The organism is Nocardia brasiliensis IFM 10847 (assembly GCF_000710915.1).
Classification (GTDB): domain Bacteria; phylum Actinomycetota; class Actinomycetes; order Mycobacteriales; family Mycobacteriaceae; genus Nocardia; species Nocardia brasiliensis_A.
The window spans coordinates 54,133-76,697 of record NZ_BAUA01000185.1; the positions used below are offsets into that span (position 1 = coordinate 54,133).

The 22,565-nt window shown below is 68.4% G+C and carries 13 protein-coding genes and 1 pseudogene; 4 read left to right on the plus strand and 10 right to left on the minus strand.

All coding sequences use genetic code 11. From position 1 onward, the window contains the following. Positions 1–4 precede the first annotated feature (4 nt). Both NBRGI_RS36255 and NBRGI_RS36260 read left to right on the plus strand, forming a co-directional pair. On the plus strand, positions 5–997 hold the full coding sequence (locus NBRGI_RS36255; RefSeq protein WP_063726356.1) for an enoyl-CoA hydratase/isomerase family protein: 993 nt from the start codon (positions 5–7) through the stop codon (positions 995–997). 28 nt (positions 998–1,025) lie between these two features. After that, complete coding sequence (locus NBRGI_RS36260) at positions 1,026–1,901, plus strand: MaoC/PaaZ C-terminal domain-containing protein (protein ID WP_029901682.1); 876 nt, start codon at positions 1,026–1,028, stop codon at positions 1,899–1,901. A 274-nt stretch (positions 1,902–2,175) separates the two neighbouring features. Here NBRGI_RS36260 and NBRGI_RS36265 read toward each other — a convergent pair. The 10 genes and pseudogenes from NBRGI_RS36265 to NBRGI_RS36315 all read right to left on the minus strand — a co-directional run. Continuing rightward, positions 2,176–5,109: pseudogene (locus NBRGI_RS36265) on the minus strand (type I polyketide synthase); the annotation flags it as partial. 20 nt (positions 5,110–5,129) lie between these two features. Then, complete coding sequence (locus NBRGI_RS36270; protein ID WP_051728292.1) at positions 5,130–10,772, minus strand: type I polyketide synthase; 5,643 nt, start codon at positions 10,770–10,772, stop codon at positions 5,130–5,132. 36 nt (positions 10,773–10,808) lie between these two features. Next, positions 10,809–12,191 (minus strand): NAD(P)/FAD-dependent oxidoreductase, encoded by a 1,383-nt coding sequence (locus tag NBRGI_RS36275; RefSeq protein WP_051728293.1) that lies wholly within the window; start codon positions 12,189–12,191, stop codon positions 10,809–10,811. Positions 12,192–12,246: 55 nt separating this feature from the next. After that, complete coding sequence (locus NBRGI_RS36280; protein WP_029901686.1) at positions 12,247–13,245, minus strand: 3-oxoacyl-ACP synthase III family protein; 999 nt, start codon at positions 13,243–13,245, stop codon at positions 12,247–12,249. A gap of 20 nt (positions 13,246–13,265) precedes the next feature. Then, the gene (locus tag NBRGI_RS36285; protein ID WP_029901687.1) at positions 13,266–14,138 is read right to left on the minus strand and encodes an SAM-dependent methyltransferase; all 873 of its coding nucleotides are present in this window, start codon (positions 14,136–14,138) and stop codon (positions 13,266–13,268) included. A gap of 1 nt (position 14,139) precedes the next feature. After that, entirely contained in the window at positions 14,140–15,075 is a 936-nt protein-coding gene (locus NBRGI_RS36290) for an SDR family NAD(P)-dependent oxidoreductase (protein ID WP_029901688.1), read from the minus strand. Positions 15,076–15,081: 6 nt separating this feature from the next. Further along, positions 15,082–16,125, minus strand: a complete 1,044-nt coding sequence (locus tag NBRGI_RS36295) for an SDR family oxidoreductase (protein ID WP_029901689.1) — start codon at positions 16,123–16,125, stop codon at positions 15,082–15,084. Continuing rightward, positions 16,122–18,785: an AMP-binding protein gene (locus NBRGI_RS48835; protein ID WP_200882272.1), complete on the minus strand. Its 2,664-nt coding sequence runs from the start codon at positions 18,783–18,785 to the stop codon at positions 16,122–16,124. Before NBRGI_RS48835 ends, NBRGI_RS36295 begins: the two co-directional genes overlap by 4 nt. After that, positions 18,782–19,054, minus strand: coding sequence for an acyl carrier protein (locus tag NBRGI_RS36310; protein WP_014986625.1), 273 nt, complete (start codon positions 19,052–19,054; stop codon positions 18,782–18,784). Before NBRGI_RS36310 ends, NBRGI_RS48835 begins: the two co-directional genes overlap by 4 nt. A 158-nt stretch (positions 19,055–19,212) precedes the next feature. Further along, complete coding sequence (locus NBRGI_RS36315; RefSeq protein ID WP_051728307.1) at positions 19,213–20,214, minus strand: ParB/RepB/Spo0J family partition protein; 1,002 nt, start codon at positions 20,212–20,214, stop codon at positions 19,213–19,215. 653 nt (positions 20,215–20,867) lie between these two features. Here NBRGI_RS36315 and NBRGI_RS36320 point away from each other — a divergent pair. Together NBRGI_RS36320 and NBRGI_RS36325 are read left to right on the plus strand one after the other, a co-directional pair. After that, positions 20,868–21,350: a DUF2867 domain-containing protein gene (locus tag NBRGI_RS36320; protein WP_051728295.1), complete on the plus strand. Its 483-nt coding sequence runs from the start codon at positions 20,868–20,870 to the stop codon at positions 21,348–21,350. A gap of 99 nt (positions 21,351–21,449) precedes the next feature. After that, positions 21,450–22,550 (plus strand): DUF4185 domain-containing protein, encoded by a 1,101-nt coding sequence (locus NBRGI_RS36325; RefSeq protein ID WP_029901693.1) that lies wholly within the window; start codon positions 21,450–21,452, stop codon positions 22,548–22,550. Positions 22,551–22,565 lie beyond the last annotated feature (15 nt).

Genomic DNA, 22,565 nt, shown 5'->3' on the forward strand with positions numbered 1-22,565 from the left:
TCCGATGGAAACGTTAGAACTGAGCCAGACCGGGCGAGTGGTCGTCGCCCGCTACGCCGATCCGCCGTCGAACTTCGTCACCGCCGCCCTCATCCGGGATCTCGATCTGCTGACGAAGGCCGTGGAGGCGGATCCCTCGGTCGGAGCCGTCGTGTTGACCGGGGGCGTGGCCGGACGATTCCTCGGACACGCCGAACCGAGCGCACTGCGCGACACTTCCGCGATGGCGCCGCGGCTGCCCGCGCCCCTGCTCCAGATCGGCGTGCGCGCACTGGATCTCGTCCTGCGACTGCCCGGCGCCGACACCGCGGCCGAACGTTTCGGTGGCGCCGCGGGTGTCGGCGCCGTCTGGGCGCACCGTTGGCGACAGACCATCCTGCGGATGAATCGTTCAGGGGCGGTGTATCTTTCGGCGATCAACGGTCCGGCGCTCGGCGGCGGTTTCGAGCTCGCCCTCGCCTGCGATCTCCGTTGCGCCGCCGACGACGCACGCATCGTCCTGGGCAATATCGAGATCCTGGCCGGGCTGTCCACCGGCGGTGGCGCGAGCCAGCGGCTCGCTCGCATGCTCGGCACAGCGCGAACGCTGGATCTGCTGCTCGACGGCGCCACCCTGACCGTGCAGCAGGCACTGCAGGCCGGCATCGTCGAGGCCGTGGTACCGCCGGCCGAACTGCTCGAGTACACCTGCGCCACGGCGGCCCGGCTGGCGACCCGGCCCCGGACCGCCGTACGTGCCGTCAAACACAGCGTCTACTTCGGTGCGAGCCAGCCGCTTTCGCAGGGGCTGCGCACCGAGGCCGCCGCATTCCTCGGCGCGGCCTCGTCGGCTACCGCACACCGCCGCCTGACGGCACTCGTGGACGACGTCGCCGTGCTCGGCGACACGCCGTTTCTCGCCCGGCCGCAGAGCTGGCGCGACGGCACCCGGGTGGGTCGCAAATACGCGGTGCCCGAACACGATCACGGATCTGCCCCGTTGCCCGCTCCGTCCTGACCGCTCACTACGACGAATGGGTAGCGCTATGAGTTCATCCATCGAGCAGCTGTCGAGTAGACCTCGGATCGGCGAGTTGTATCTGCGCGCCTTCGTCGGCGCGCTGCCGATCCCGGTCCTCAATGCGCGGCCGCGGGCACTGCCGAACACAACGCTGAAACTGACGGGCGCGTCCGTGCGCCGAGCCGAACTCGACGCGTACCGCGCAGCCTGCGGCCTCGCCGACACCGGCGCACTGCCGCTCACCTATCCGTCCGTCCTGGCCAATCCGGTCGCGATGCGATTGATGGTGGCCCGGGATTTCCCGTTCGCGCTGCCCGGCCTCGTCCACCTGCGCAACGTCATCGAGCAACGACGACCGTTGCGCGAGGACGAGCTGCTGGACATCACCGTGCACGTGGCGGATCTGCGCGACCACCGACGGGGAAAGGTCTTCGATCTGATCAGCGAGGTGCACACCGCAGGGGAACCGGTGTGGAAACAGACAGCGACGCTGTTGAAACCGCAGAAGCGAACCGCAGGCCCCCGCCCGGACAGCCGGGGCGACGACTCGCAGGCGCCGCCGGGCACGCCGTTGCGCGTCGACCAGCGCACTGTCAACCACTACGCCGCCGCCTCCGGCGACTACAACCCGATACATGTCTCGGGGATCGGCGCCCGCATCCTCGGCTTCCCCGGTCCGATCGCGCACGGAATGTGGCAGGCAGCGGCCGTTCTCGGCTCGGTGCCGGGCGAGATCCCCGCTGCGTGCGCCTACGACGTCACCTTCGCCAAGCCGATGCTCATCCCGGGCGAAGCCCGGCTGGCGGTCGAGCGCACAAACGACGGGTCCGGTCGGCACCTGTCACTTCGGCACGCGGACAAGGGATTTGCCCACCTCACCGCGACGCTCACCCCGCGATAGTCCGCAGCCACGGCTCGATGGCGCGCGCGGCCTCGGCGGCGTGCGCTTCCAGGATGGAGAAGTGATCGGCGGCCACCTGCACCTGCGTCCCGCCGATCTGCCAGTGCGGCGCGGCGGGAGTGGTGCCGGTCGCCGACAACGCCAAGACCGGGACGGTGCTCTGCGCAGGTTGCCATTCGTCGAACAGCCGCAGGTAGTTCGCCATCGCCAGGAGGTTGTCGTCACCGACTACGACACCGCCCGGATCGAGGTTCATGATGTGCCGCATCGCCCAGCCGAAGGTCTCCTGCCGGTGCCTGGGGGCGGGGTCGAAGGTGTCGATCAGCACGAGCCCGGCCGGCGGGCGACCCCTGCGGTCGAGGTGGTCGGTCAACGAATGCGCGAGAACCCCGCCGATCGAGTGACCGGCCAGCACGAAGGGCAGGTCGCCGCACGCCGTCGCGATGGTGTCGGCGAGGGATTCGAGTGCCGCCTGCCAGGAGTCCGGCTGCACGCCGCCATTGCCGAAACCCGGCAGCCGCACCGCGAAGGCGCGCGGCCGAGTCGTGAACTCGGTGGTCAGACGGATGAATTGGTGCGGACCCGAGCCCGCCAGAAAGGACGGGACACAGACCACGACAGGCGTCGCGCCCTCTGACAGCAGCACGGCCGATCCCGGATGCGCGCCACGCGTCGCCGAATCGAAACTGTGCCGATAACGCGAGGCCGAGACGAGCAGTTCGACTCCGCCGAAAAGATCGCCCGCCGCGTCGGCCCGGCGCAGGAGTGCGGTGAGGGTATTACCGCCCGCGGCCGGGGCCTGCGTGGGCGGCGGCGGAGTTTCGGCGACCGGTTCCAGCCAGAACCGGCTGCGTTGAAAAGGATAGGTGGGCAGGTCGATTCGGCGACCGGGCGGGATCATGCGAGACCAGTCCACAGTGGCACCGCAGGCGTAGGCCGAAGCGACGGCGCCGGCGATGTCGTAGGTACCCGCACGGTCGAACGGCGCCAAGCCCGCCAGCACGACGGCCCTTCTCGCGCTGTCGATTTCGGCGACCTGCTCGGCGATCTCGCCCGATCCGTCCGCTCGGGGACCGAGTTCGATGAAGGTGCGATAACCGGCCGCCACCAATTCGGCGAGTCGTCGGCTCGACGGCTGCGACACGTTCGAGACCACTTCCCGCGCAGCCTGTTCCAGCGTGGCATTGCCCGACAGCAATCGGCCGGCCGCGGGACAGGCGTTGTCGTCGATCACGGGTACCGACGTCGGCAGATACTCCTGCCAGACCGCCGCGGATGCCACGGCCAGCGCGAACAATCCCTGCCGTGCGACATCGTCCCGGTCGGCCGGCGGCGCACCTGTCGCCCCGGTCACCACCGCGATCAGGTCTGCACCGCCGTTGCGGAGCAGCGCATCGGCACAGGCACGGAACCGCTCGGCGAAAACCGGTGCGGCACCGAGCAGGTCCGCTACCGCACGAGGCCACCCGGCGCGGTCGGATCCGACGACGTAGGCGACCCGATGGCCCCCCTTCGTCCCGGTACCGCGGGCGATGCCATCGCGGTACGTCATTCGTTTCGGCGCGGCCTGTTCGGCGAGTGTCCGCAGGGCCGAGCGTAATTCGGTCACCTCGGTGCCGACGATGGCGGCGCGGTATTCGAGGTGCGCCCGGGTGGTGGCCAGACTGTGGGCGAGGTCGACGGGCCGGTGGGCGGGATGGGCGTCGAGCCAGGCGCCGAGTTGCGCCGCCCGTGCCGTGAGCGCCCCCGCGGTCCGCGCCGACAGCAGCCACACGGTCGGCGACGCGGGACCCGGCTGCGCGGCAACGCGTTCCACGGCAGCAGTGGTGGGCGGCTCTTCCACGATGACGTGGGCGTTGGTACCGCTGGCGCCGAACGCGGAGACCCCGGCGCGACGCGGTGCACCGACGTGTGCTCGACGCCACGGCCGGTGACTGCGCAGCAGCGAGACGGCCCCGTCGGCCCAATCCACCCGGCTGGACGGCACCTGCGCGTGCAACGTCCGAGGCAGCGTCTCATGCCGCAGGGCCATGATCATCTTGAGCAGTCCGCCCACCCCCGCCGCCGCCTGAGTGTGGCCGATGTTCGACTTCAGCGAACCGAGCCACAGCGGATGATCCGCGCGACGGTCGCGCCCGTAGGTCGCGAGCAGCGCGTTCGCTTCGATCGGATCGCCGAGCTTGGTGCCGGTACCGTGCGCCTCCACCGCGTCGACCTCGGCCGGACCCAGGCCCGCATCGGCGAGTGCGGCGCGGATGACTCGCTCCTGGGCGGGACCGCTCGGCGCGGTCAGACCGTTGCTGGCGCCGTCGGAGTTCACGGCCGATCCGCGGAGCACGGCATGAATGTGATGGCCGTTGCGCTGCGCGTCACCGAGCCGTTCCAACAGCAGCAAACCCATGCCCTCCGCCCAGCCGGTGCCATCGGCGTTGTCCGCGAAGGATTTACACCGGCCGTCCGGCGCGAGTGCGCGCTGCCTGCTGAACTCGAGAATGACCGACGGGGTGGCCATCACGGTCGCGCCACCCGCGACCGCGAGATCGCTTTCACCCCGCCGCAGCGATTGCATCGCCAGGTGCGTCGCCACCAATGACGAGGAACAAGCCGTATCCACCGTGAGCGCGGGCCCGTTGAAGCCGAAGGTGTACGCCACTCGGCCCGACAGGACGCTGGCCATCATGCCGAGTCCCCAGCGGCCGTTGAGGGCGTCCGCGTGCTGGGCGGACAGCCAGGTGTAGTCCTGATACATCGTCGCGGCGAACACACCGGTTCGGCTGCCGCGCAAGGCAGCTGGGTCGAGGCCCGCGTGCTCCAGCAACTCCCAGGTCCCCTCCAGCAGCAACCGCTGCTGCGGATCCAGCGCGATCGCTTCCCGTGGGCTCAACGCGAAGAATCTGGGGTCGAAATCGGCCGCGCCCGAGATGAATCCGCCGGAACGGACATACGAGGTGCCCCTGTGGTCGGGGTCCGGGTCATAGAGTCGCGCCAGGTCCCAGCCGCGATCATCGGGAAAGTCCCCGATCGCGTCGCGGCCCGCCGCGACCAGTTCCCACAGCTGCTCCGGCGAACTGACACCACCTGGATACCGGCATGCCATGCCGACAACCGCGATCGGCTCGCGACGCTGTTGCGCCTGCGCGCGCAGCCGCACGTTTTCCTTCATCGTCGTGCGCAATGCACGCACCAGCTCATCGCCGTCAACGGCCATGGTGCACAACCCCTGTCGAATCAGTCTTCGGACAGCGCCAGCCGGATGAGCGACTCGGCGTCCAGCACATCCAGTTCTGCCCCGGCCGAGCTCTGTTCGGCCGCGAATTCCGTTGGTGCGCCCGCCGAGCCGAACATCGCGTCGTGCAGGTAGTCCGCGATCGCGGCGGGCGAGGGATGATCGAAGATCACGGTGGTCGGGATCACCAGGCCGGTTTCGAAGCTCAGCCGGTTGCGCAGTTCCACCGCGCCCAGCGAATCGAAGCCGAGATCGGTGAAGGCCCGTTCCGGATCGACCGCGTCGCCAGACGGATAGCGCAGGACGCTCGCGACCTCCACACAGACCAGCCGCAGCAGTTCCGATTCCCGCTCGCTGCCCCGCAGTTGCGCCAACTGCCTGCCGAACATCCCGGACGCCGCAGCGGGGGCGGCGGCGGGAACGAGATCCGCGAGTACCGGCGAAAGCGCGATGCCCGACGCGCGCAGCGCGACCGGATCGAGCGCCAGCGGGATGACGGACGGCTCGGCGCAAGTGGCTGTCGCGTCGAACAATCGCAGTCCCGCTCGCCGCTCCAGCGGCAGGAACCCGGCCCCGGCCAGGCGCGCCTTGTCGGCCGCGGTCAGCTCGCCGGTCATCGCACTCGGCTGCGCCCACATGCCCCAGGCCATCGACACCGCGGCGAGGCCATGGGCCCGCCGCCAGCAGGCCAAGCCGTCCAGAAAGGCGTTGGCCGCAGCGTAGTTGGCTTGGCCCGGTGCGCCGAGCACGCTCGCCGCCGACGAGAACAGGACGAACGCGGCGAGGTCGAGGTCCGCCGTCAGTTCGTGCAGATGCCAGGCCGCCGCCACCTTCGGGCGCAGCACGCGGTCCAAACGCTCGGTGGTCAACGCCTCGAGCACCCCGTCGTCGAGGACGCCGGCCGCGTGCACGATCGCGCGCAGCCGATGCCCGGCGCGGACCCCGGCGACCAGCGATGCGAGCTGAGCGCGATCGGCGACATCGCAGGCGGCGAGCTCGACCTCGGCGCCCGATTCCCGCAGCCGGGCAACGAGTTCCGGCGCCCCCGGGGCCTGTGCACCGCGCCGGCCGACCAGAATCAGCCGCCGCACGCCGTGCTCGGCCACCAGGTGCTCGGCGACGAGTGCGCCGAGTCCGCCCGTACCGCCGGTGATCAACACCGAGCCGTCGAGCTCGGACCAGGGTGCACCCCCGTCCGGTACGCGCATCCGCCGCAACCGTGGCACGAACACCTGCCCGTCCCGCACCGCCAGCTGGGCAATACCTGCGCGCATCGCGCGGCCGAGAGTTCCGGCATCGACCGCGGACTCGATATCGGCGAGCAGGAACCGCCCCGGATGCTCGGTCTGGGCGCTGCGGACCAGTCCCCATACGGGGGCCACCCGGGGATCCAGCGCGTCCGCGGACCGAACGGACACCGCGTCGCCGGTGCAGAACATCAATCGGGCTCCGGCCCATCGCCTGTCCGACAACCACTCTTGGACCAGGCGCAGTGCCTGGTGCGCGACCGTCGCAGTCGCGGCGGGCACGTCTGCGTCGGCGAACGACGACGAGACGTGCTCGGCGGGGTCGACGACGATCAGTTCCGGTACAGGCGCGCCGGATTCGATATCCGAGATCAGTGCGGGCAGGTCGGCGTACTGCTGCGCCCCGGCGACCCGCGCCGTGCCCACGGCCGCTACCGCCATCGGATCCGAGGCCTGCGCGGCCACGTCGATGACGTGCCATTCGCACCGGAACAACGAACCCGTCGCTGCGGTCTGCGCCGCGCCGAGCTGGGCCAGCGAAACCTTGCGTGCGAGCACCGATTCGACCGACACGACCAACGCGCCGGACTCGTCGACCGCGGTCATCCGCACCGAATCCGGTCCCGCCGCGGTCAACCGGACCAGCAACGCCGACCCGGATCGCTGCGTCGGGTAAATCCTGACCCCCGACCAGAGGAACGGCAGCCACACCGTGCCGTCCTCGTCAGGACGTTCCAGCAACGCGGCGTGCAGGGCGGCGTCGAGCGTCCCCGGGTGCACGAGGAATTCGCTCGGCTCCGCCCCCGTAGGCACGGGGTCGACCCTCGCGTAGAGGCTGTCCTCGTGCCGCCAGGCCGCGCGCAGACGCTGGAATTCGGGCCCGTATCCGAGGCCGCGCTCGGCGAGTTCCGGATACAGCTCATCGATGTCCAGTGCGACGGCTCCCGGCGGCAGGCTGGCCGACAGTGGTTGCGCCACAGTGCCATCGGCACTCAACGTGGCCGTGGCATGCCGGATCCATCCCGCGCCCGAGTCGGCGTGCAGCGTGAACGACCGCTTGCCTGCATCGAGCGGCTCGAGCCGCACCTGCACCGATACCGCCCGATCGGGCGGCACCACGAGCGGTGCGTGCAGGGTCAGCTCGGTCAACTCCGGCGTGCCCGAGCGGCGACCGAGATGCGTCGCGATCTCGACGATCGCGGCGCCGGCGACCACGATGGCGCCGAAGACCGTGTGATCACGCAGCCAGGGCTGGGCACTCGCCGACCAGCTGCCGACGAACAGCGAGCCGGTCCCCTCGGCCAGCTCCAGCGCCGCGGCGAACAGCGGATGACGGTCAGGGACGAGGCCGCACTCACCGCCCGCGGGTGCCGCCGGTGCCCGCTCGACCCAGTAACGCTGCCGCTCGAACGGGTAGGTGGGCAGCTCGAGCCGCGGCGCACTCGCCGATGGGCCCGCGGACCAGGCCACCGGCGTGCCGCCGACATAGGCCGTGGCCAACGCCGTGAGCAGGGTGCGGCTCTCGGACCGGCGCGGTCGCATCGTCGCGACGATCGCCGCGTCCGCCCCGGAGTGGGCGGAATGTCCTTTGGCGAGCACCGAGAGCTGGCCGCCGGGACCGGCTTCCAAGAAGGTGTCGACCCCCGCGGCGGTGAGCCAGGCGAGACCGGCATCGAATCGCACCGTATCCCGGACATGCCGCACCCAGTACTCGGCGGTGCCGAAATCGCCGGCGGGCGCACCGGTCAGGTTCGAGACGACGGGTATCCGCGGTGTGCCGACGGTGATCCGCTCGGCGATGTCGGCGAATTCGGCCAGCATCGGGGTCATGAGCGGCGAATGGAAGGCGTGACTGACGGTGAGGCGTTTGGTCCGCCGCCCAGCCGCCGACCACCGCTCGGCGATCGCGCCGGTCTCCTCGTTCGTACCGGAAAGTACCACCGCCGCAGGCCCGTTCACCGCCGCGATCGCCACGTCGGTCCCCGAGGTGCGAAGATCGGCGCGCATCTCGGCCTCGGTGGCCTCGACGGCGATCATCGCCCCGCCCGCGGGCAGCGCCTGCATGAGCCGGGCGCGCGACGCCACGAGCAGACAGGCGTCCGGCAGATCCAGCACGCCGCAGACATGCGCGGCCGCGAACTCACCGACGGAATGACCGATCAGGTAAGCCGGTCGCACCCCGAAGGATTCGAGGAGCCGGTACAGGGCGACCTCGACAGCGAACAGCGCCGCCTGGGTGTAGCCGGTTTGATCCAGCAGACCCGGTTCATCGGTGCCCGCGATGATCCGGTCGAGCGGCCGATCCAGGTGCCGATCGAGTTCGGCGCACACGTCTCGGTACGCCGTCGCGAAAACCGGGTACAGCGCGGCCAATTCGGTACCCATGCCGAGGTACTGGGCGCCCTGGCCGGGAAACATCACCGCCAGGGTGGATCTGCGATCGAGCCGGATACGTCCCGTGACCACCGAACCGCTCGCCGCGCCGGTCGCCAAGGAGCCCAGGGCGGTGCGCAATTCGTCGCCTCCGGTCCCGATGAGAGCCGCGCGGTACTCCAGATGTGCTCGTGTCTCGGCGAGCGCGCCGGCGAGCTCGGCGGGGTCCTGGCCCGGATGCCCGTCGAGCCAGGCACCCAGCCGGTCGGCCTGCTGCGCGAGCGCGCGCGGGGTGCGCGCGGAGAGCACCCACACCGCGGGCGTCTCGGACCGGTGGCGCGGCGGGACGGAAACCGATTGCGCCGGCGGCTCTTCGACGATGACATGCGCGTTCGTGCCGCTGATGCCGAAGGCCGACACCGCGGCGCGGCGGCGCCTGCCGGACAGATCCGGTGACCACGGCACCGCGGCGGTCAACAGCGAGACCGCGCCGCTGGCCCAGTCCACCTTCGTGGAGGGCGCGTCGACGTGCAGCGTTCGCGGAAGTGTGTTGTGGCGCAACGCCATGATGGTCTTGATCAGCCCGCCGACGCCCGCGGCGGCCGAGGTGTGACCGATATTGGATTTGAGGGAGCCCAGCCACAGCGGGCGCTCGGCCGAGCGCGATCGGCCGTAGGTGGCGAGCAATGCGTTCACCTCGATCGGGTCACCGAGTACGGTGCCGGTGCCATGACCTTCGACGGCGTCGACGTCGGCGGGCGCGAGTCCGCCGTCGGCCAGCGCCGCACGGATCACCCGTTCCTGCGACGGGCCGTTGGGGGCGGTCAGGCCGTTGCTCGCACCGTCGGAGTTCACCGCCGACCCGCGCAGGATCGCATGCACGTGATGGCCGTTGCGTCGTGCGTCGCCGAGCCGTTCCAACAGCAGCAGACCCATGCCCTCGGAGAATCCGGTGCCGTCCGCGCCATCGGCGAACGACTTGCACCGGCCGTCGGGCGCCAGCGCACGCTGCCTGCTGAACTCCACGTGCACTGCGGGAGTGGACATCACCGTGACCCCGCCGGCGACCGCGAGGGTGCTCTCGCCACGGCGCAGCGACTGCACGGCCAGATGTACCGCCACCAGCGAGGAGGAGCAGGCGGTATCGATGCTCAGGGCCGGCCCGAGGAACCCGAAGGCATACGCCACCCGGCCCGACGCGAGGCTGTCCATCATCCCGAGGCCCCACCTGCCCTCGAGACCGGCCGCCGGTTCCCGAGTCAAATAGCAGTAGTCGCCGCTGCAGACCCCGAGAAACACTCCCGTCGCGCTGCCGCGCAGACTCGTCGGATCGATGCCCGCATGCTCGAAGAGCTCCCAGGCGCCCTCCAGCGGCAACCGGTGCTGCGGATCCATCGCCACCGCGTCGTGCGGGCTGATCCCGAAGAACTGCGGATCGAATTCGGCTGCTCCGGACAGGAATCCGCCGTGTCTGGTGTAGCTGGTGCCCAGATGGGCCGGATCGGGGTGGTACAGCCGCGCGAGATCCCAGCCGCGGTCGTCCGGGAAATCACCGATGGCGTCGCGTCCCTCGGCGACGAGCGCCCACAACTGCTCCGGCGAGGACACCCCACCCGGATAGCGGCAGGCCATGCCCACCACCGCGATATCCTCGTCAGAACTGCCCGCCTGTTCCGGAAGTGGTTCTACCACAGACGATTCCAGAACTCCCGGTGCGCTCGGTGCGATCCGGTCGAGCAGGTACTCGGCCACCGCCGCCGGATTCGGCCGATCGAACAGCATCGTGAGCGGCAACTCGAGGCCGACAGCTCTGGACAGCTGTTCGGTCAAGGCCAGACCGGCCAGCGAGTTGTAGCCGTAGTCCAGGTAGGCCCGGTCCGGCACCACCTCGTTCGGTGCGCAGCCGAGCAGCGCTGCGGTCTCGGCGAGCACCAGATCGAGGCAGAGCCCGTATCGCTGGTCGGGCTCGGAGCGCGAAACACGGTGCGCGAAAGCCGAACCCTGGTCGTCCGTCGTATCGGTCATGGGGATCTTCTTTCGGTGACGTCTCGGTGCCCGGATTCAGACGAACTGGCCACGAATGAGCTTCGGATGGCGGTCCTGTGCGGCGAGCACCGCGGACACGGCCTTGGCGCCGAGGAACGACAGCGGTTCCGGCGGAAACAACTTCTCTTTGCCGCGCACGAAAAGCAGATTGCTGTACGAGGTGTCGCGGTCGAGGATGAGATCGCGCAACGCTTTGCCCGCGGTGTGGGTGAGCGCGATGCCGTTGCCGCAGTAGCCGTGCGCGTAGAACCGACCGTCGCCGAATGCGCCGACGTGCGGTACCACCTCCCGGGTGATCGCCACGCAGCCGCCGTAGGTGTGACTGAACGGAATGTCGCGCCACATCGGGAAATACCGTGCGAGCACCGCACGCAGCGCCGCGGTCGCCCGCGGGCTGTCGATGTGGCGGGCCTCGTCCATATCGCGCCGGAAGTGATAGTCGGCGCGGCCTCCCCCGAACAGCAGCCGGTTCTGCGCCGTGAGCCTGCCGAACACGATGAAATTACCGGCCTCGACGAACCCTTCGCGGTCCGGCCAGCGCACCTGCCGCAACTGTGCGTCCGTCAGCGGCTGCGTCACCGCCGCATAGCTCCACACCGGCACCACTTTGCGCCGGAACTCGGCGAACTGATGCTGATAGGCGTTGGTGGCGTACAACACCCGGCTCGCCGTCACCCGCCCCTGCGCGGTGGTCACCTGATATCCCCCCGACGCGGGCTCTACCCGCAGTGCCCTGGTCCGCTCGTGCACCTGGACCCCGGCCGCGGTGACGACCCGGTGCAGACCACGCGCGAGCCGGTGCGGATTGATCAGTGCCCCACCGACTTTGAAGGCGGCCCGGATGGCCGGGGAATCGATCTTCGCGCGCGCCGCATCGCGGTCCAACAGCTCCAGCCCGGATTTCGCGCCGAGCAGCGCGGCCAGCTCGATATCGCGTTCCAGCAGGCGGATCTGGTCGTCGTCGGTCGCGACCTGGTAGTAACCCGCGGGCTCCAGTTCTGCGTCCACCCCGTATCGGGTGCAGAAACGGCCCAGCTCGAGCATCGATCTGCCCACCGCGGCGTAGGCCAGCTTCGAGCGTTCCGCGCCGAACCGATGGATCAGTGCGCCGAGGCTGTGCCCGATGGTCGGCGTGACGAAGCCGTCGTTGTGCCCCGACGCACCAGCGCCCGCGTAGTCGGCTTCGAGGATGTGGATGGAGATGCCGGGATCGGCTTGTTTGAGAAAGTGCGCGGTCCACAAGCCGGTATACCCGCCGCCGATGATGCACACATCGCAGGAGACCTCGCCCCGCAGCGGCGGACCGGGGACAACCGGTTCTGTTTCGCGCCAATAGATTTCGCGTTTCACAGGGACCGAGCCGGATAGTGCGGCCGGTGCCGGTGCGATGTCGGTCATCGGAACCTCTCGCGGTCGGGGCAAGACATGTCCTGCGCGGCAGGCGGTTTCGGGATCATCCGTGCCATCGGGCAGCCACCGCGGACGCCATATCCCCGGCGTGCGCGAAACCGGCGAAGACGACGAGATCGCCGTCGGCGACCGCGCCCGCCCGCAGGGCACGTTCGAACGTCACCGGCACACCGGCGGTGTACAGGTTCCCGAATTCGTCGTAGGAGTCGAAGTGGCGCTGCGCGGGCACCCCGAGCGCTTGCCGCCAGGTCTGCAGGAAGAGTTTGTTCGGTTGGTTGGTCACCAGCACGTCGATGTCCTCGGTCGAGACGCCCAGCTGCTTGCAGACATCGGTGACGACTTCGGGCACCAAGCTGTTGCCGCGCTGGATGATGTCGCCGAGCTTGTCGTGCGGGAAGCTCACCATCAGCTCCTCGGTACCCGGCTCCCAGTACTTCCGCCCGCCCGACAGGCCGAGGTCGGTGGCGTACTCGGGCGAGTGGATCACGCTGGTGCCCAACAGCGGCGCGGTGCCCTCCGCGCTGACATAGGCGACCCCGCAGCCGTCGCCCGCTACCGCCGCGAACGGGCTCTTACGCACGCCGGGCTGCGAAAAGAACTGTCCCGCACCGTTCTGCACGTTGCACAGCAGGGCGGTGCGGGCCACGCCGCCCGTGATCATCGCGTCCGCGAGCCGCATCATGTAGCCGAACGACGCACAGCCGCCGTTGTGCAGATCGATGACCCAGCGCGGTGCGCACCCGAGCAGCGCGGCCGCTTCCGCGCCGGATCCGGTGATCGGGTGGTCCGGCAACATCACATTCGTGAGGAGAATATCGATGTTGCCGGACGGTTCGAGCCCGAGGCGCTCGAACATCGGCCGCGCCGCGGCCGCGATCATCTCCGCGGCGCGCTCGTCGCCGACGTGATGCCGGGTGGCCGGCGCCTTGAACATGGGGTTGTTCGCCAGCGGTGCGGCCAGCTCCTCCTCGGTGAAGAAGAACGTCGCGGGAACCGGCGGGCCGGGCAGGTAGCTGCCGAAATCAACAATTCCAGTAGGCATGTGTCGCAATCCCTCTCGAGCTACCAGCGTTCGAAGACGATTCGGGCCAGTCCGGCATGCTTGCGCCGGAAAACCTCGACGGATACCCGCAGATAGCGTTCGTATCGTTCGGCGGTCGCCGGGCCGACCAAGTCGACGGCCCGTTCCCGATCGGCCAGTAGCCGGTCCAGCCAGACCTGGCAGGTACGGGCGTAGTCGGCGGCGTCGTTGCGCACCGAGACCACCTCCAGCAGGCCCTCGCTCGCCGCGCACACCTCCGCGAGCCAGGGCACCTCCGACTCCGGGAAGATCCAGCGATTGACCCGGATCATCTCCCGCTGGATCGCCCAGTCGGCAGCCGAATCATGGCCGCGCACAATGGTTTGCAACCCGAGCCTGCCGCCCGGCACCAGCCAGTCGCGGCAGCTGGCGAAGAACTGCCGATAGGCTGCGATCTTGCGCTCACGGCTCATGCCCAGATTCGCGAAATGCTCCATCGCGCCGATGGAGACGATGGCGTCATAGGGCTGCGCGGGCCGGTGGTCGGTCCAATTCTCCAGCCGCAGATCACACCGTTCGTCCGCCCACGCCGACGTCGCTGCCACCTGGGCCGCGCTCAAGGTCAGACCGGTGACGTGTCCGACCCCGTGGGTATCGAGCAGCCGCCGCACCATGGCGCCCCAGCCGAACCCGACGTCGAGTACCCGTCCGGCGCCGGCGGCGCGGGTTCGAGTGGCGAGATAGTCGTGCTTGCGTTGCTGAGCACGTTCGAGGGTGTCGTCCCCCGCTGCCCACATGGCGCACGAATAGGTCATGCTCGGGTCGAGCCACAGGCGGTAGAAGTCGTTGCCCGCGTCGTAGTGATGCTGGATCGCGGTGGGCGATGCGCCGAGATAGTCTGTGTCCGTATCCATTTCATGCCTCCCGGCGATTCGTCGGCACGGTGCGCGCGATCCTGCCGAGCCGTTCCATGCGGGCCGCGAGCGTGATGGTGCCCTCGAGCCGGAACGGCGGCGGCCGGCGGCCGTCGACGTCGCTGAATCCGTATTCAGCCGCCAGATCGCCGACGGCGACGCGAGCACCGGCATAACCCGCCAGCTCGGCGTCGGCGCTGAGCTCGGCCACGGCGCGGCCGACGTACTCCGGCGAATGCGCGACCTCGGCAGGACCCGCGCCGACGAGATCCCATGCGCCCGAGACCCGTTCGGTACGCACGAAGCCCGGATGCAGGGCGACCGGCACCACGGACGTCTTGCGCAGGTCATAGGCCATGCCGACCACCATGCGGTCCGAGGCGTACTTGCTGATGTCGTAAGGCACCTGACCGAGGTAGACCGCACCGTCGGTGAACGAGATGTTCACGATGAGCCCCGCCGGTGCCCGCGTCAGCAACGGCGCCGCCAGCGCGCTGACCGCGTACTGGGCCCGCAACGAACCGGCGAACAGGTCGTAGCGCCACATCGGCTGCTGCCAGAACGGCGCATGGAAAGGCGCCTCCTCGCTGAACCTTTCGTAACCCGCCCAGGCGTTGTTCACCAAAAGATCCAAGCGGCCGTCGGATTCGGCGATCCGCGCGATCAGCGCGGCGTTGTCCGAATCGTCGGTGTGGTCGCAGGCCACCGGGATTCCCTTCCCGCCCCGCGCCGTCACCTGCTCCGCGGTGTCCTCGACCGTGCCGGGCACGCCTTCGGTGCTGCCACCGCTGCGGGTGCTGCGGCCGGTGACGTAAACCGTTGCCCCGCAATCGCCGAGCGCCAGCGCGACGCCGAGTCCGACCCCGCGGCTGGCGCCGGTCACCAGCGCGATCCGGCCCGACAGGTCGGGGTGGTGCCAGTCACTGGTCCTCGTCATAGCGGCTCACCTCTCTGCTGTCCGCGCCACGGCGGTCTCGTTCGCCCAGAACTTCAGGCTGCTGCGGTAGGCATCGCGGTCGGACGGAAACTCCACGCCGAGCCGTTCGCGCAGTTCGGTTTTCGAGCTGGGCAGCACCCCGCCCGCGGCATGGGTCATCTCGCTGACATCGATCAGCACCTTCAGGAAGGACCTCGTCAACGGCGGTAGTTCCGACAGGGGAACCGGCAGCCGCCGACGCGGGTCGACGATGCGCAGGTCGCCCAGCGGGCGGCCGAGCGAGGCGGCGTGCTCGGTCAGAATGTCTCTGGCCTGCGCAACCGTCATAGCGTCGGCGCCGTAGGTGAGCCATTCGATCTGCCCGCGCAGATCATCGGCCTCCAAGGTCCGCACCACCGCGTCGACGGTGACATCGAGTGGCACGAAATCGAGCAGGTTGCCCGGGTGGGCGGGCAGATACGGCGCTTTCCCGCGGCAGATGAACTCCGACATCACCTGCACGATCTGGCGCCTGCTGCTCGCCCCGGTCCGGGAATCGCCGACCAGATTGGTCGGCCGATAGACGGCGTACGGGACACCGCTCGCGGCGATCAGCCGCTCCGCCTCGAGTTTCGACCAGACGTAGGGCCGGACAACGTTGTCCTGCGCGACATCCGACAGTCCGGTGCGCTCGATGCCGTGCACGAAACAGGTGCTCAGATAGTGCACCGGCGCCCCGGCCCGGCGCGCGAAATCCAGCACCCGTGCGGTGCCGTCGATATTGATCTCCTGGTAGCGGCTGCGGCTCTTGCCCCACGTCGTCAGCGCGCCCGAGTGCACCACGACATCGACCCGCTCGGCCAGTTCGTGCCACCGCGACGTGGTCAAGCCGAACTGCGGCTTCGCCAGGTCGCCGTGGATGACCTCGGTGACGTCCGGCAGCTCGGTGTCGACGTGCACCAAGCCGGTGACGTGGTGCTGCGACAACGCTTCGACCAGCGCCCGGCCGATCACACCGGACGGACCGGTGACCAGGATGCGTCGCTTTGTGGATGGGGTGGTTTCGTTCACGCCGACTCCGTCTGTTCCGCGAGTTGCACGGCTGCCACCCGCGCGAATTCGCCCGCCGCGAGGCGCTCTCGGCAGCGATGCCGCTGGATCTTGCCGCTGGGGGTCCGCGGCAACGCGTTGCGGCGCAGGAACACGCATTCGTCGAGTTCCAGTGCACCCGTTGCCATCGCGGCGGCCGCGGCCCGGCGGGCCACCTCGCCGTAATCGGTGCGGGCACCGCCCGACTCGACCAGCAGCGTCAGCCAGGGGCGGCCGGTTCGATCGGAGTCGACCAGCGTCGAACAACCCCACCGCAGACCGCCGGACACCTCGATGGCCTTCTCGACCTCGCGCAGATACACGTTGCGGCCACCCACCGAGATCATGTCGTCGCTACGCCCGACCGGGTACAGGTGACCGTCCACGACGAAGCCGAGGTCGCCGGGATCGAGCACCCCGTCGTCGAAGTGCTGACCCGTGCGCGCCGGATCGCCGTAGTAGCCGCTGGCCAACGACACCGAACGGAATCGGATCGGCGCGAGCCGCTCCTGATCCGGGGTGGGTTCGACCAGTTCCGTGCCCCGACAGACCGGGCCCGCGCTGACCACCTTCGTCGCACCGGGATCGGCCGGATCGACCCGGCGCAGCCGGCCCGCCGCGAGCGCCGTCGCGTCCATGGCGAGGAAGCGCGGCTCCTCGGTCAGCGGCGTCGCGGTCACCGCGAGGGTGCCCTCGGCGAGACCGTACGCGGGCATCAGCGCCTGTCGGCGCAAGCCGAATCGGCCGAGGTCGGCGACCGCGTTCTCGAGCACCTCCCAATAGACCCGCTCCGCCCCGATGATGGCCGCCTTCAGCTGGGCCAGCGAACCGGGCAGGTGTTTCGCGCGCAGCCTGGTCACCCGGGCCGCCACCTGCAACGCGGTCGGGCTGCCCGCCGTGTAGTGCGCGCCGTAGCGCGCGATGTCCTCGAACCAGGTCTTCGGCGACATCAGGAACCGCTGCGGCGTCGAGTAATACGTGGTGACGTCGTTCCACCAACCGCTGAGCAAGCCGCCGAACAAGCCCATATCGTGCGACCACGGCAGCCAGCAGACCCCGACTTCACCCGGCTCGGCCTCGGTCAGGTTCGCCAGCATGTCCAGCTGTGCCGCGATCGCCCGCGGTGTCAGCATGCACCCCTTGGGCGACCCCGTGCTGCCCGAGGAGTACTGGATGAACGCCACCTCCTCGGCATCAGGCGGCGCCGGCTCGACACTGTCACGTCCGCGGTCGAGAGATTCGAACGCGACACCGGGCACCCCGTCGTCCCGCGCGTCCGGCAAACTCGCCAGCAGGGCCGCATCCGCCAGCAGCACAACGGGTTCCAATTGATCGAGAATGACGCGCAATTGATCCGCGTAACCGGCGGCGTCGGTGCCCGCCACCCGCACGGGAAGCGAAGCCACCACCGCGCCGCACATCCAGCTCGCCACCATCGCGCGGGCCGCGTCCGGGCCGTTCGTGAGCACGATCGCGACCCGGGTTCCCGGCCCTACCCCATGCCTGCGCAGGGCGCGGGTCGTATCCTGCGCCCCGGCAACCAGTTCCGCCCAACTGGTCGCGACATATCCGCCGTCGACCCAGAAGGCGGCGCTGGATTCGAACGATCGCGAATCCTCGAAAAGACGCTGCCACAGAGTCATTCCACATCCGCAACGTCGACGGGACCCAGGTCCTTGGCGCTCGCCTGCCCGCGCTCGGCCAGCGGGCGGGCGGGCTCGTGCGGTGCGGTGCGGCCACTGCCGACCCGGCTCAGCCCGGCGGCCCGTTGCTGCTGCCGGGCCGGGTCGATGCGGATGATGTCCCAGGCCAGATGCAGCTTCTCCAGCGTGTAGATGGTGAGAGCGCTGAGATCCAGCTCCCACCAACGGAATCCGTGCCGCGCCGACCGGGGGAACGCGTGGTGGTTGTTGTGCCAGGACTTCCCCGAAGGACGGGATCGACAGCCAGAACACGTTGCGGGATTCGTCGGCGGTGTCGAAGCGGCGTCTGCCGAAGTAGTGTCCGATCGAATTCACCGCGTAGGTCACGTGGTTTCCGATGAACATCCGCACCAGCCCGCCCCACAGGATGCCGGTCAGAAAACCGGCCAGGGTGCCGGTGAAAGCCAGGCCGAGCAGACCTGGCAGCAGCAGGCCGGCGAGCACGACCGGGACGAATCTGATCGACAGGAATCGGATGTCGGCGTCCCGGCAGAGATCCGGGCAATAACGCACCGGATCGGAGGAGAGATTCTTGTCGAAGAGCCAGCCCAGGTGCGAGTGCCAGAGACCTTTCACGACGCCGCGGAAGTCCACTCGGTCTTCGAAGTAGGGCGAGTGCGGATCGCCGGGTTTGTCCGCCACCCGGTGGTGGCGGCGGTGGTGTGCGACCCAGATGAGCGGCGGCCCCTGACCAGCCATCGCCCCCGCGGTCACGAAGAAGAGTTTGATCGGCCGGGTGGTCTTGAACGACCGGTGTGCGAGCAATCGGTGATAGCCGATGGAGACCCCCAGTCCGCCGATCACGCTCATGATGACGAAAACAGCGAGGTCCGCAGGGCCGACCAGGGAGTTCCACAGCAGCACCATGGCCGCGATGACGCCGAGGAAAGGCAGGATGGACGCCGCGAGGATATATATGTAGTGCTCGCGGCCGTTCATCGCGGAATTTCCTCGCCGGACGGATATTTCTCGGCGAGGATCTCGTTCGCCAATGCGACGAGATGGCCCAGCGTCTGGATGTCCGCCGCCTTGGCGGGGTCGAATTCGATCTCGTTGTCCTCCTCCAGCTCGAAGACGATCTCGGCGGTCTGCAGACTCGACAGCCCGATATCCTCCAATGCCGTGTCGCCGGAGAGTACTAGATCGGCCGGATAGTTGCCCTTGAGCTTATGCCTGATCTTGGCCTCGACCTGGTCCAGGGTAATCATCGATAAGCCCCCTTCTACCGGCGTGACAAATACCGGTGGAGATATCACGGAAATATTTGCAGGAATCAGGATTCAGCTGCGGTAAATCCTGCTCCGCACGTAGCCGACGTTACTTTCGCAGTCCGCCGAGTGTCAATATTCGATACCGGCCGAGCCGATTATCCGATTTCCGAGCGTTGATCCAGCATCAGCGCGAGTTGTTGCCAATCCTGCGAGCGCTGTCGGGCAAGTTTCGCGATATTGGGTGCACAGTGGCTCGGAATGTTGTGCACTACGGAGCCCCAATCGGCGCCGTTGTCGAAAGGGGTCTCCAGACAGCGCAGCAGTTTGCGCCCGGCATCAGTGAAACGCAGCGACGGATCCCGGCGCAACTGCTGTAGCACCTCCGCGGTGACCGCCCACCCCGCACCGAAATCCGCTTCCGCCCTGGCCTCCGGCTCATCGCCCGAGGCTGGGCCGGCCGCGGGATCAGCGCCTGCCCAGCGGGCCGGCAGCGGATCCGAACCGCCGCGCAGTTCTTTGCGAACCTCCTTGGCCGTGGTGAGCGAAATTCCGGCAGCCAGGGCCACCGCACGCGCCGATCGATTCGGATCGGCGGTGAACAACTCCGCGGCGCGTTGCCTGCCTGCCGAAACGTCGGTTCGGTGCAGCACGCCGTTGCGCGCGATCCGCCCGGTCGGCTGAGGAATCTCCTCAGCCGACCGGGCGCGGATCACCCCGACCGTCTTGGGCGAGATCCCGGCGACGGCGGCGATGGCGCGGTCCGACCATTGCGGATACGCCATCAGGATGCGCCGCGCGGCGGCTTTGCGATCGGACAGCGACAGCGGCAGACCATGTGCCGCATTGAGTTTCACCGCAAGTACGAACGCTTCGGTGATACTGCCGTCGAACAGCACGGCCGAGATCGTGCTGTCGCCACGCAACTGGGCGGCACGCAACCGGTGCACGCCATCGATCACCTGCGTCGTGCCCCGATGCACGACGATCGGCGGAAAGGCGGTCGACGATTCGGCGAGCATCCGTATGTGCGCCGCATTTTCGCCGGCCGTTCTGGGCGACGATTCCGGCGGCAACAGTTCCGAAAGGGGGAACTCGACGATCGCGGAACACAATTTCTGTTCACCGGCCGAGCTTTCGACGAGATTGTTCGCTACCATGGGCAACCCGACATGCATGGGAAACCTTCCTTTACTGTATCGCCGCATCGAATAGAGACTCTGCGCCGTGAACAAGGGTGCGGTCGCCGAATGCGACCCGAATTCAGCGATCATCGCGACAGCACACACCCCCGTTCAGCATTCAGCACCGTTGCGACCGATGACCTCTCCCCCGGCCGCGACACGGAAACAATTACGACAACGTCAGATCGGGCAATGCGCTCGATATCGAGACGAATAACAGTGCAGCCAGATCATTCTTTGTCAACTCGCTCGTCACCCCCTTCTCGCCACGAGAGATTGCATCACACTTCGTCGGCCGAGGCAACGCGCTATCGCATGTTCCGGCAGTCGAAATGGCAGCGGGAACAGGATGTTTCAACGAAACGCAATAGCGATGTCGCATCACCGCACCGTAGCGGCGAACGCGAAGTCGACAGCACCTCGGGTCGACAATCGATGGCGAAATCGCGATTCAATTGGTATTGTTGCGCCGTTCCCTTTTCCACCCGCGAATCGAGTTGCCCACGCCGTCGATGAGACGCGGAGCGGCGGCGATCGATTCGGCGGTTCCCGGGACAGACACCCCTGCGCGCAGGCACACTTACTACGAAAGGTCGTAGTAAATCGTCTCGCACAGGGATGGGTAGAGGATGAAGACGACCGCGCAGCGGGTTCAGCGAGTTGCGGCCCCGCCGCAGCTGCCGATCAGCGAGGACATGGCGGCCGCCGACCACGTGTCGGCCTTCGAGTTGCGTGCCTCCGGGTCGCGCGATACGCCGGAGCTGTGGTCTCGGCTGGTGTTCGAGCGCGCGCCCGCGCTCATGCGCGGGCTGCTGCGAACCGGGTGGCGAGTCGTACTGGGGCTGCGATTGGGACCCCGGTCGGCAGAACACGTACTCGGCTGGCATATCGCGCAGCGCGGGCCGAACCATGTTGTGCTCGAAGCACAGTCGCGGATACTGGCCGCGCAGAACATCGTGGTGACCACCGGATCGGCGGTAACCTGGACCACGCTGGTCCGGTACGACCGCCGAGTGGCGCGGTTCGTGTGGGCGCTCATGCAGCCCGGCCACAACCTGGTCATTCCCTATCTGCTGCGGCGGGCGGGCAAATCGGAACCCGTGAGCCGGTAGATCTTCGGCACGGTCGACGCGCGCGACTCCGCCAATTCGGCGTGTCGGATGGGTATGCGCCGCATGATGTTCGGTAGGGACGCTGAGGAGGGTGGGATCATGCCGAAGAGCCGCACGACACCGCAGCAAGGGACCTACCTGTGCGATAACGCCGGCGACTCGGCCAGCCGATTCGGACTCGGGTCGAGCGATCTGGGTATCCCCTATCTACGATACGACGGCACCTGGGGGTACGTCTTCGGCGATTCCTTCCGCGGGCAGGAGGCGACCGGTGAATTCATCGGCAGCCCAGTCGTGTTGTACCAGGCCACTTTCGACGCGAGCGGGCACACGCCGATCACGTTCACCGCTGCCGAGCCGATGCCGACGTGCGCGCAACTGTTCGACTACCAGCACAACGCGGACAACGGTTTCGGCTTCGAGGTCAGCCGGATTCCGAACGACGCGATCACACTCACCGTCGACGGGCGGAACCGGATCTTCATCCAGTACACCTCGGTGCACCGGTGGGTCGGGCCGGGCAGCGCCGTGGACGGCTCGCTCATGTCCGGCATCGCTTATTCCGACGACAACGGCGCGACCTGGCAGGATTTCGAACGCCATTGGCCCGGCGACGGACAGGGTAATCCCGGCAGCCTGGACATGATGTGGTCGTTCGCCGGCGTCGACCCGGACGGGTGGCTGTACGTCTTCAGCAAGGCTTGGAACGGCAGCCACTTCTACACCGGCGACCGGGGCCGTATCCAGCTGTTCCGTTACCGGCCCGCCGACTTCTTCAACGGCGATCTCGACACCCGCGAGCACTGGGTCTATTCGGACGAGACGTGGCAGTGGGTGCCCGCCGCGCAGGCCGCGCCCTCGTCACTGTTCGGATGGGAGAACGGCATCGCCGAGTTCTCGGTGAAACGCATCGGCGAGCTGTACATCATGAGCTATTTCGACGTGACGGACTTCAGCATCCGCACCCGCACCGCCCCGCGCCCCGACCGCATCTGGACCGCACCGAAAACCCAGGTGGTCGGGAGCACGATGTGGCCGCCCACGCACTGGTTCCGGCGGATCCAGCCGTTCCCCTACGGCGGCTACCTGCATCCCGGCAGTGCGAGCCCGGACAATCTGACCTTGCTCATCAGTTCGTGGAACGGAAGACTGGGCGAGCGACCCTACACCGTCACCCAGTGGTCCGGCTTGGCCGCCTGATCTGTTGCGCCGCAA

Excerpts from the sequence above, each read along its gene's own strand:
- NBRGI_RS36255 (WP_063726356.1), top strand. The coding sequence starts at position 5 with ATGGAAACGTTAGAACTGAGCCAGACCGGGCGAGTGGTCGTCGCCCGC.
- NBRGI_RS36260 (WP_029901682.1), top strand. The coding sequence starts at position 1,026 with ATGAGTTCATCCATCGAGCAGCTGTCGAGTAGACCTCGGATCGGCGAG.
- NBRGI_RS48835 (WP_200882272.1), bottom strand. The coding sequence starts at position 18,785 with ATGAACGGCCGCGAGCACTACATATATATCCTCGCGGCGTCCATCCTG.
- NBRGI_RS36280 (WP_029901686.1), bottom strand. The coding sequence starts at position 13,245 with ATGCCTACTGGAATTGTTGATTTCGGCAGCTACCTGCCCGGCCCGCCG.
- NBRGI_RS36315 (WP_051728307.1), bottom strand. The coding sequence starts at position 20,214 with ATGGTAGCGAACAATCTCGTCGAAAGCTCGGCCGGTGAACAGAAATTG.
- NBRGI_RS36325 (WP_029901693.1), top strand. The coding sequence starts at position 21,450 with ATGCCGAAGAGCCGCACGACACCGCAGCAAGGGACCTACCTGTGCGAT.
- NBRGI_RS36310 (WP_014986625.1), bottom strand. The coding sequence starts at position 19,054 with ATGATTACCCTGGACCAGGTCGAGGCCAAGATCAGGCATAAGCTCAAG.
- NBRGI_RS36270 (WP_051728292.1), bottom strand. The coding sequence starts at position 10,772 with ATGACCGATACGACGGACGACCAGGGTTCGGCTTTCGCGCACCGTGTT.
- NBRGI_RS36275 (WP_051728293.1), bottom strand. The coding sequence starts at position 12,191 with ATGACCGACATCGCACCGGCACCGGCCGCACTATCCGGCTCGGTCCCT.
- NBRGI_RS36290 (WP_029901688.1), bottom strand. The coding sequence starts at position 15,075 with ATGACGAGGACCAGTGACTGGCACCACCCCGACCTGTCGGGCCGGATC.
- NBRGI_RS36285 (WP_029901687.1), bottom strand. The coding sequence starts at position 14,138 with ATGGATACGGACACAGACTATCTCGGCGCATCGCCCACCGCGATCCAG.
- NBRGI_RS36320 (WP_051728295.1), top strand. The coding sequence starts at position 20,868 with ATGAAGACGACCGCGCAGCGGGTTCAGCGAGTTGCGGCCCCGCCGCAG.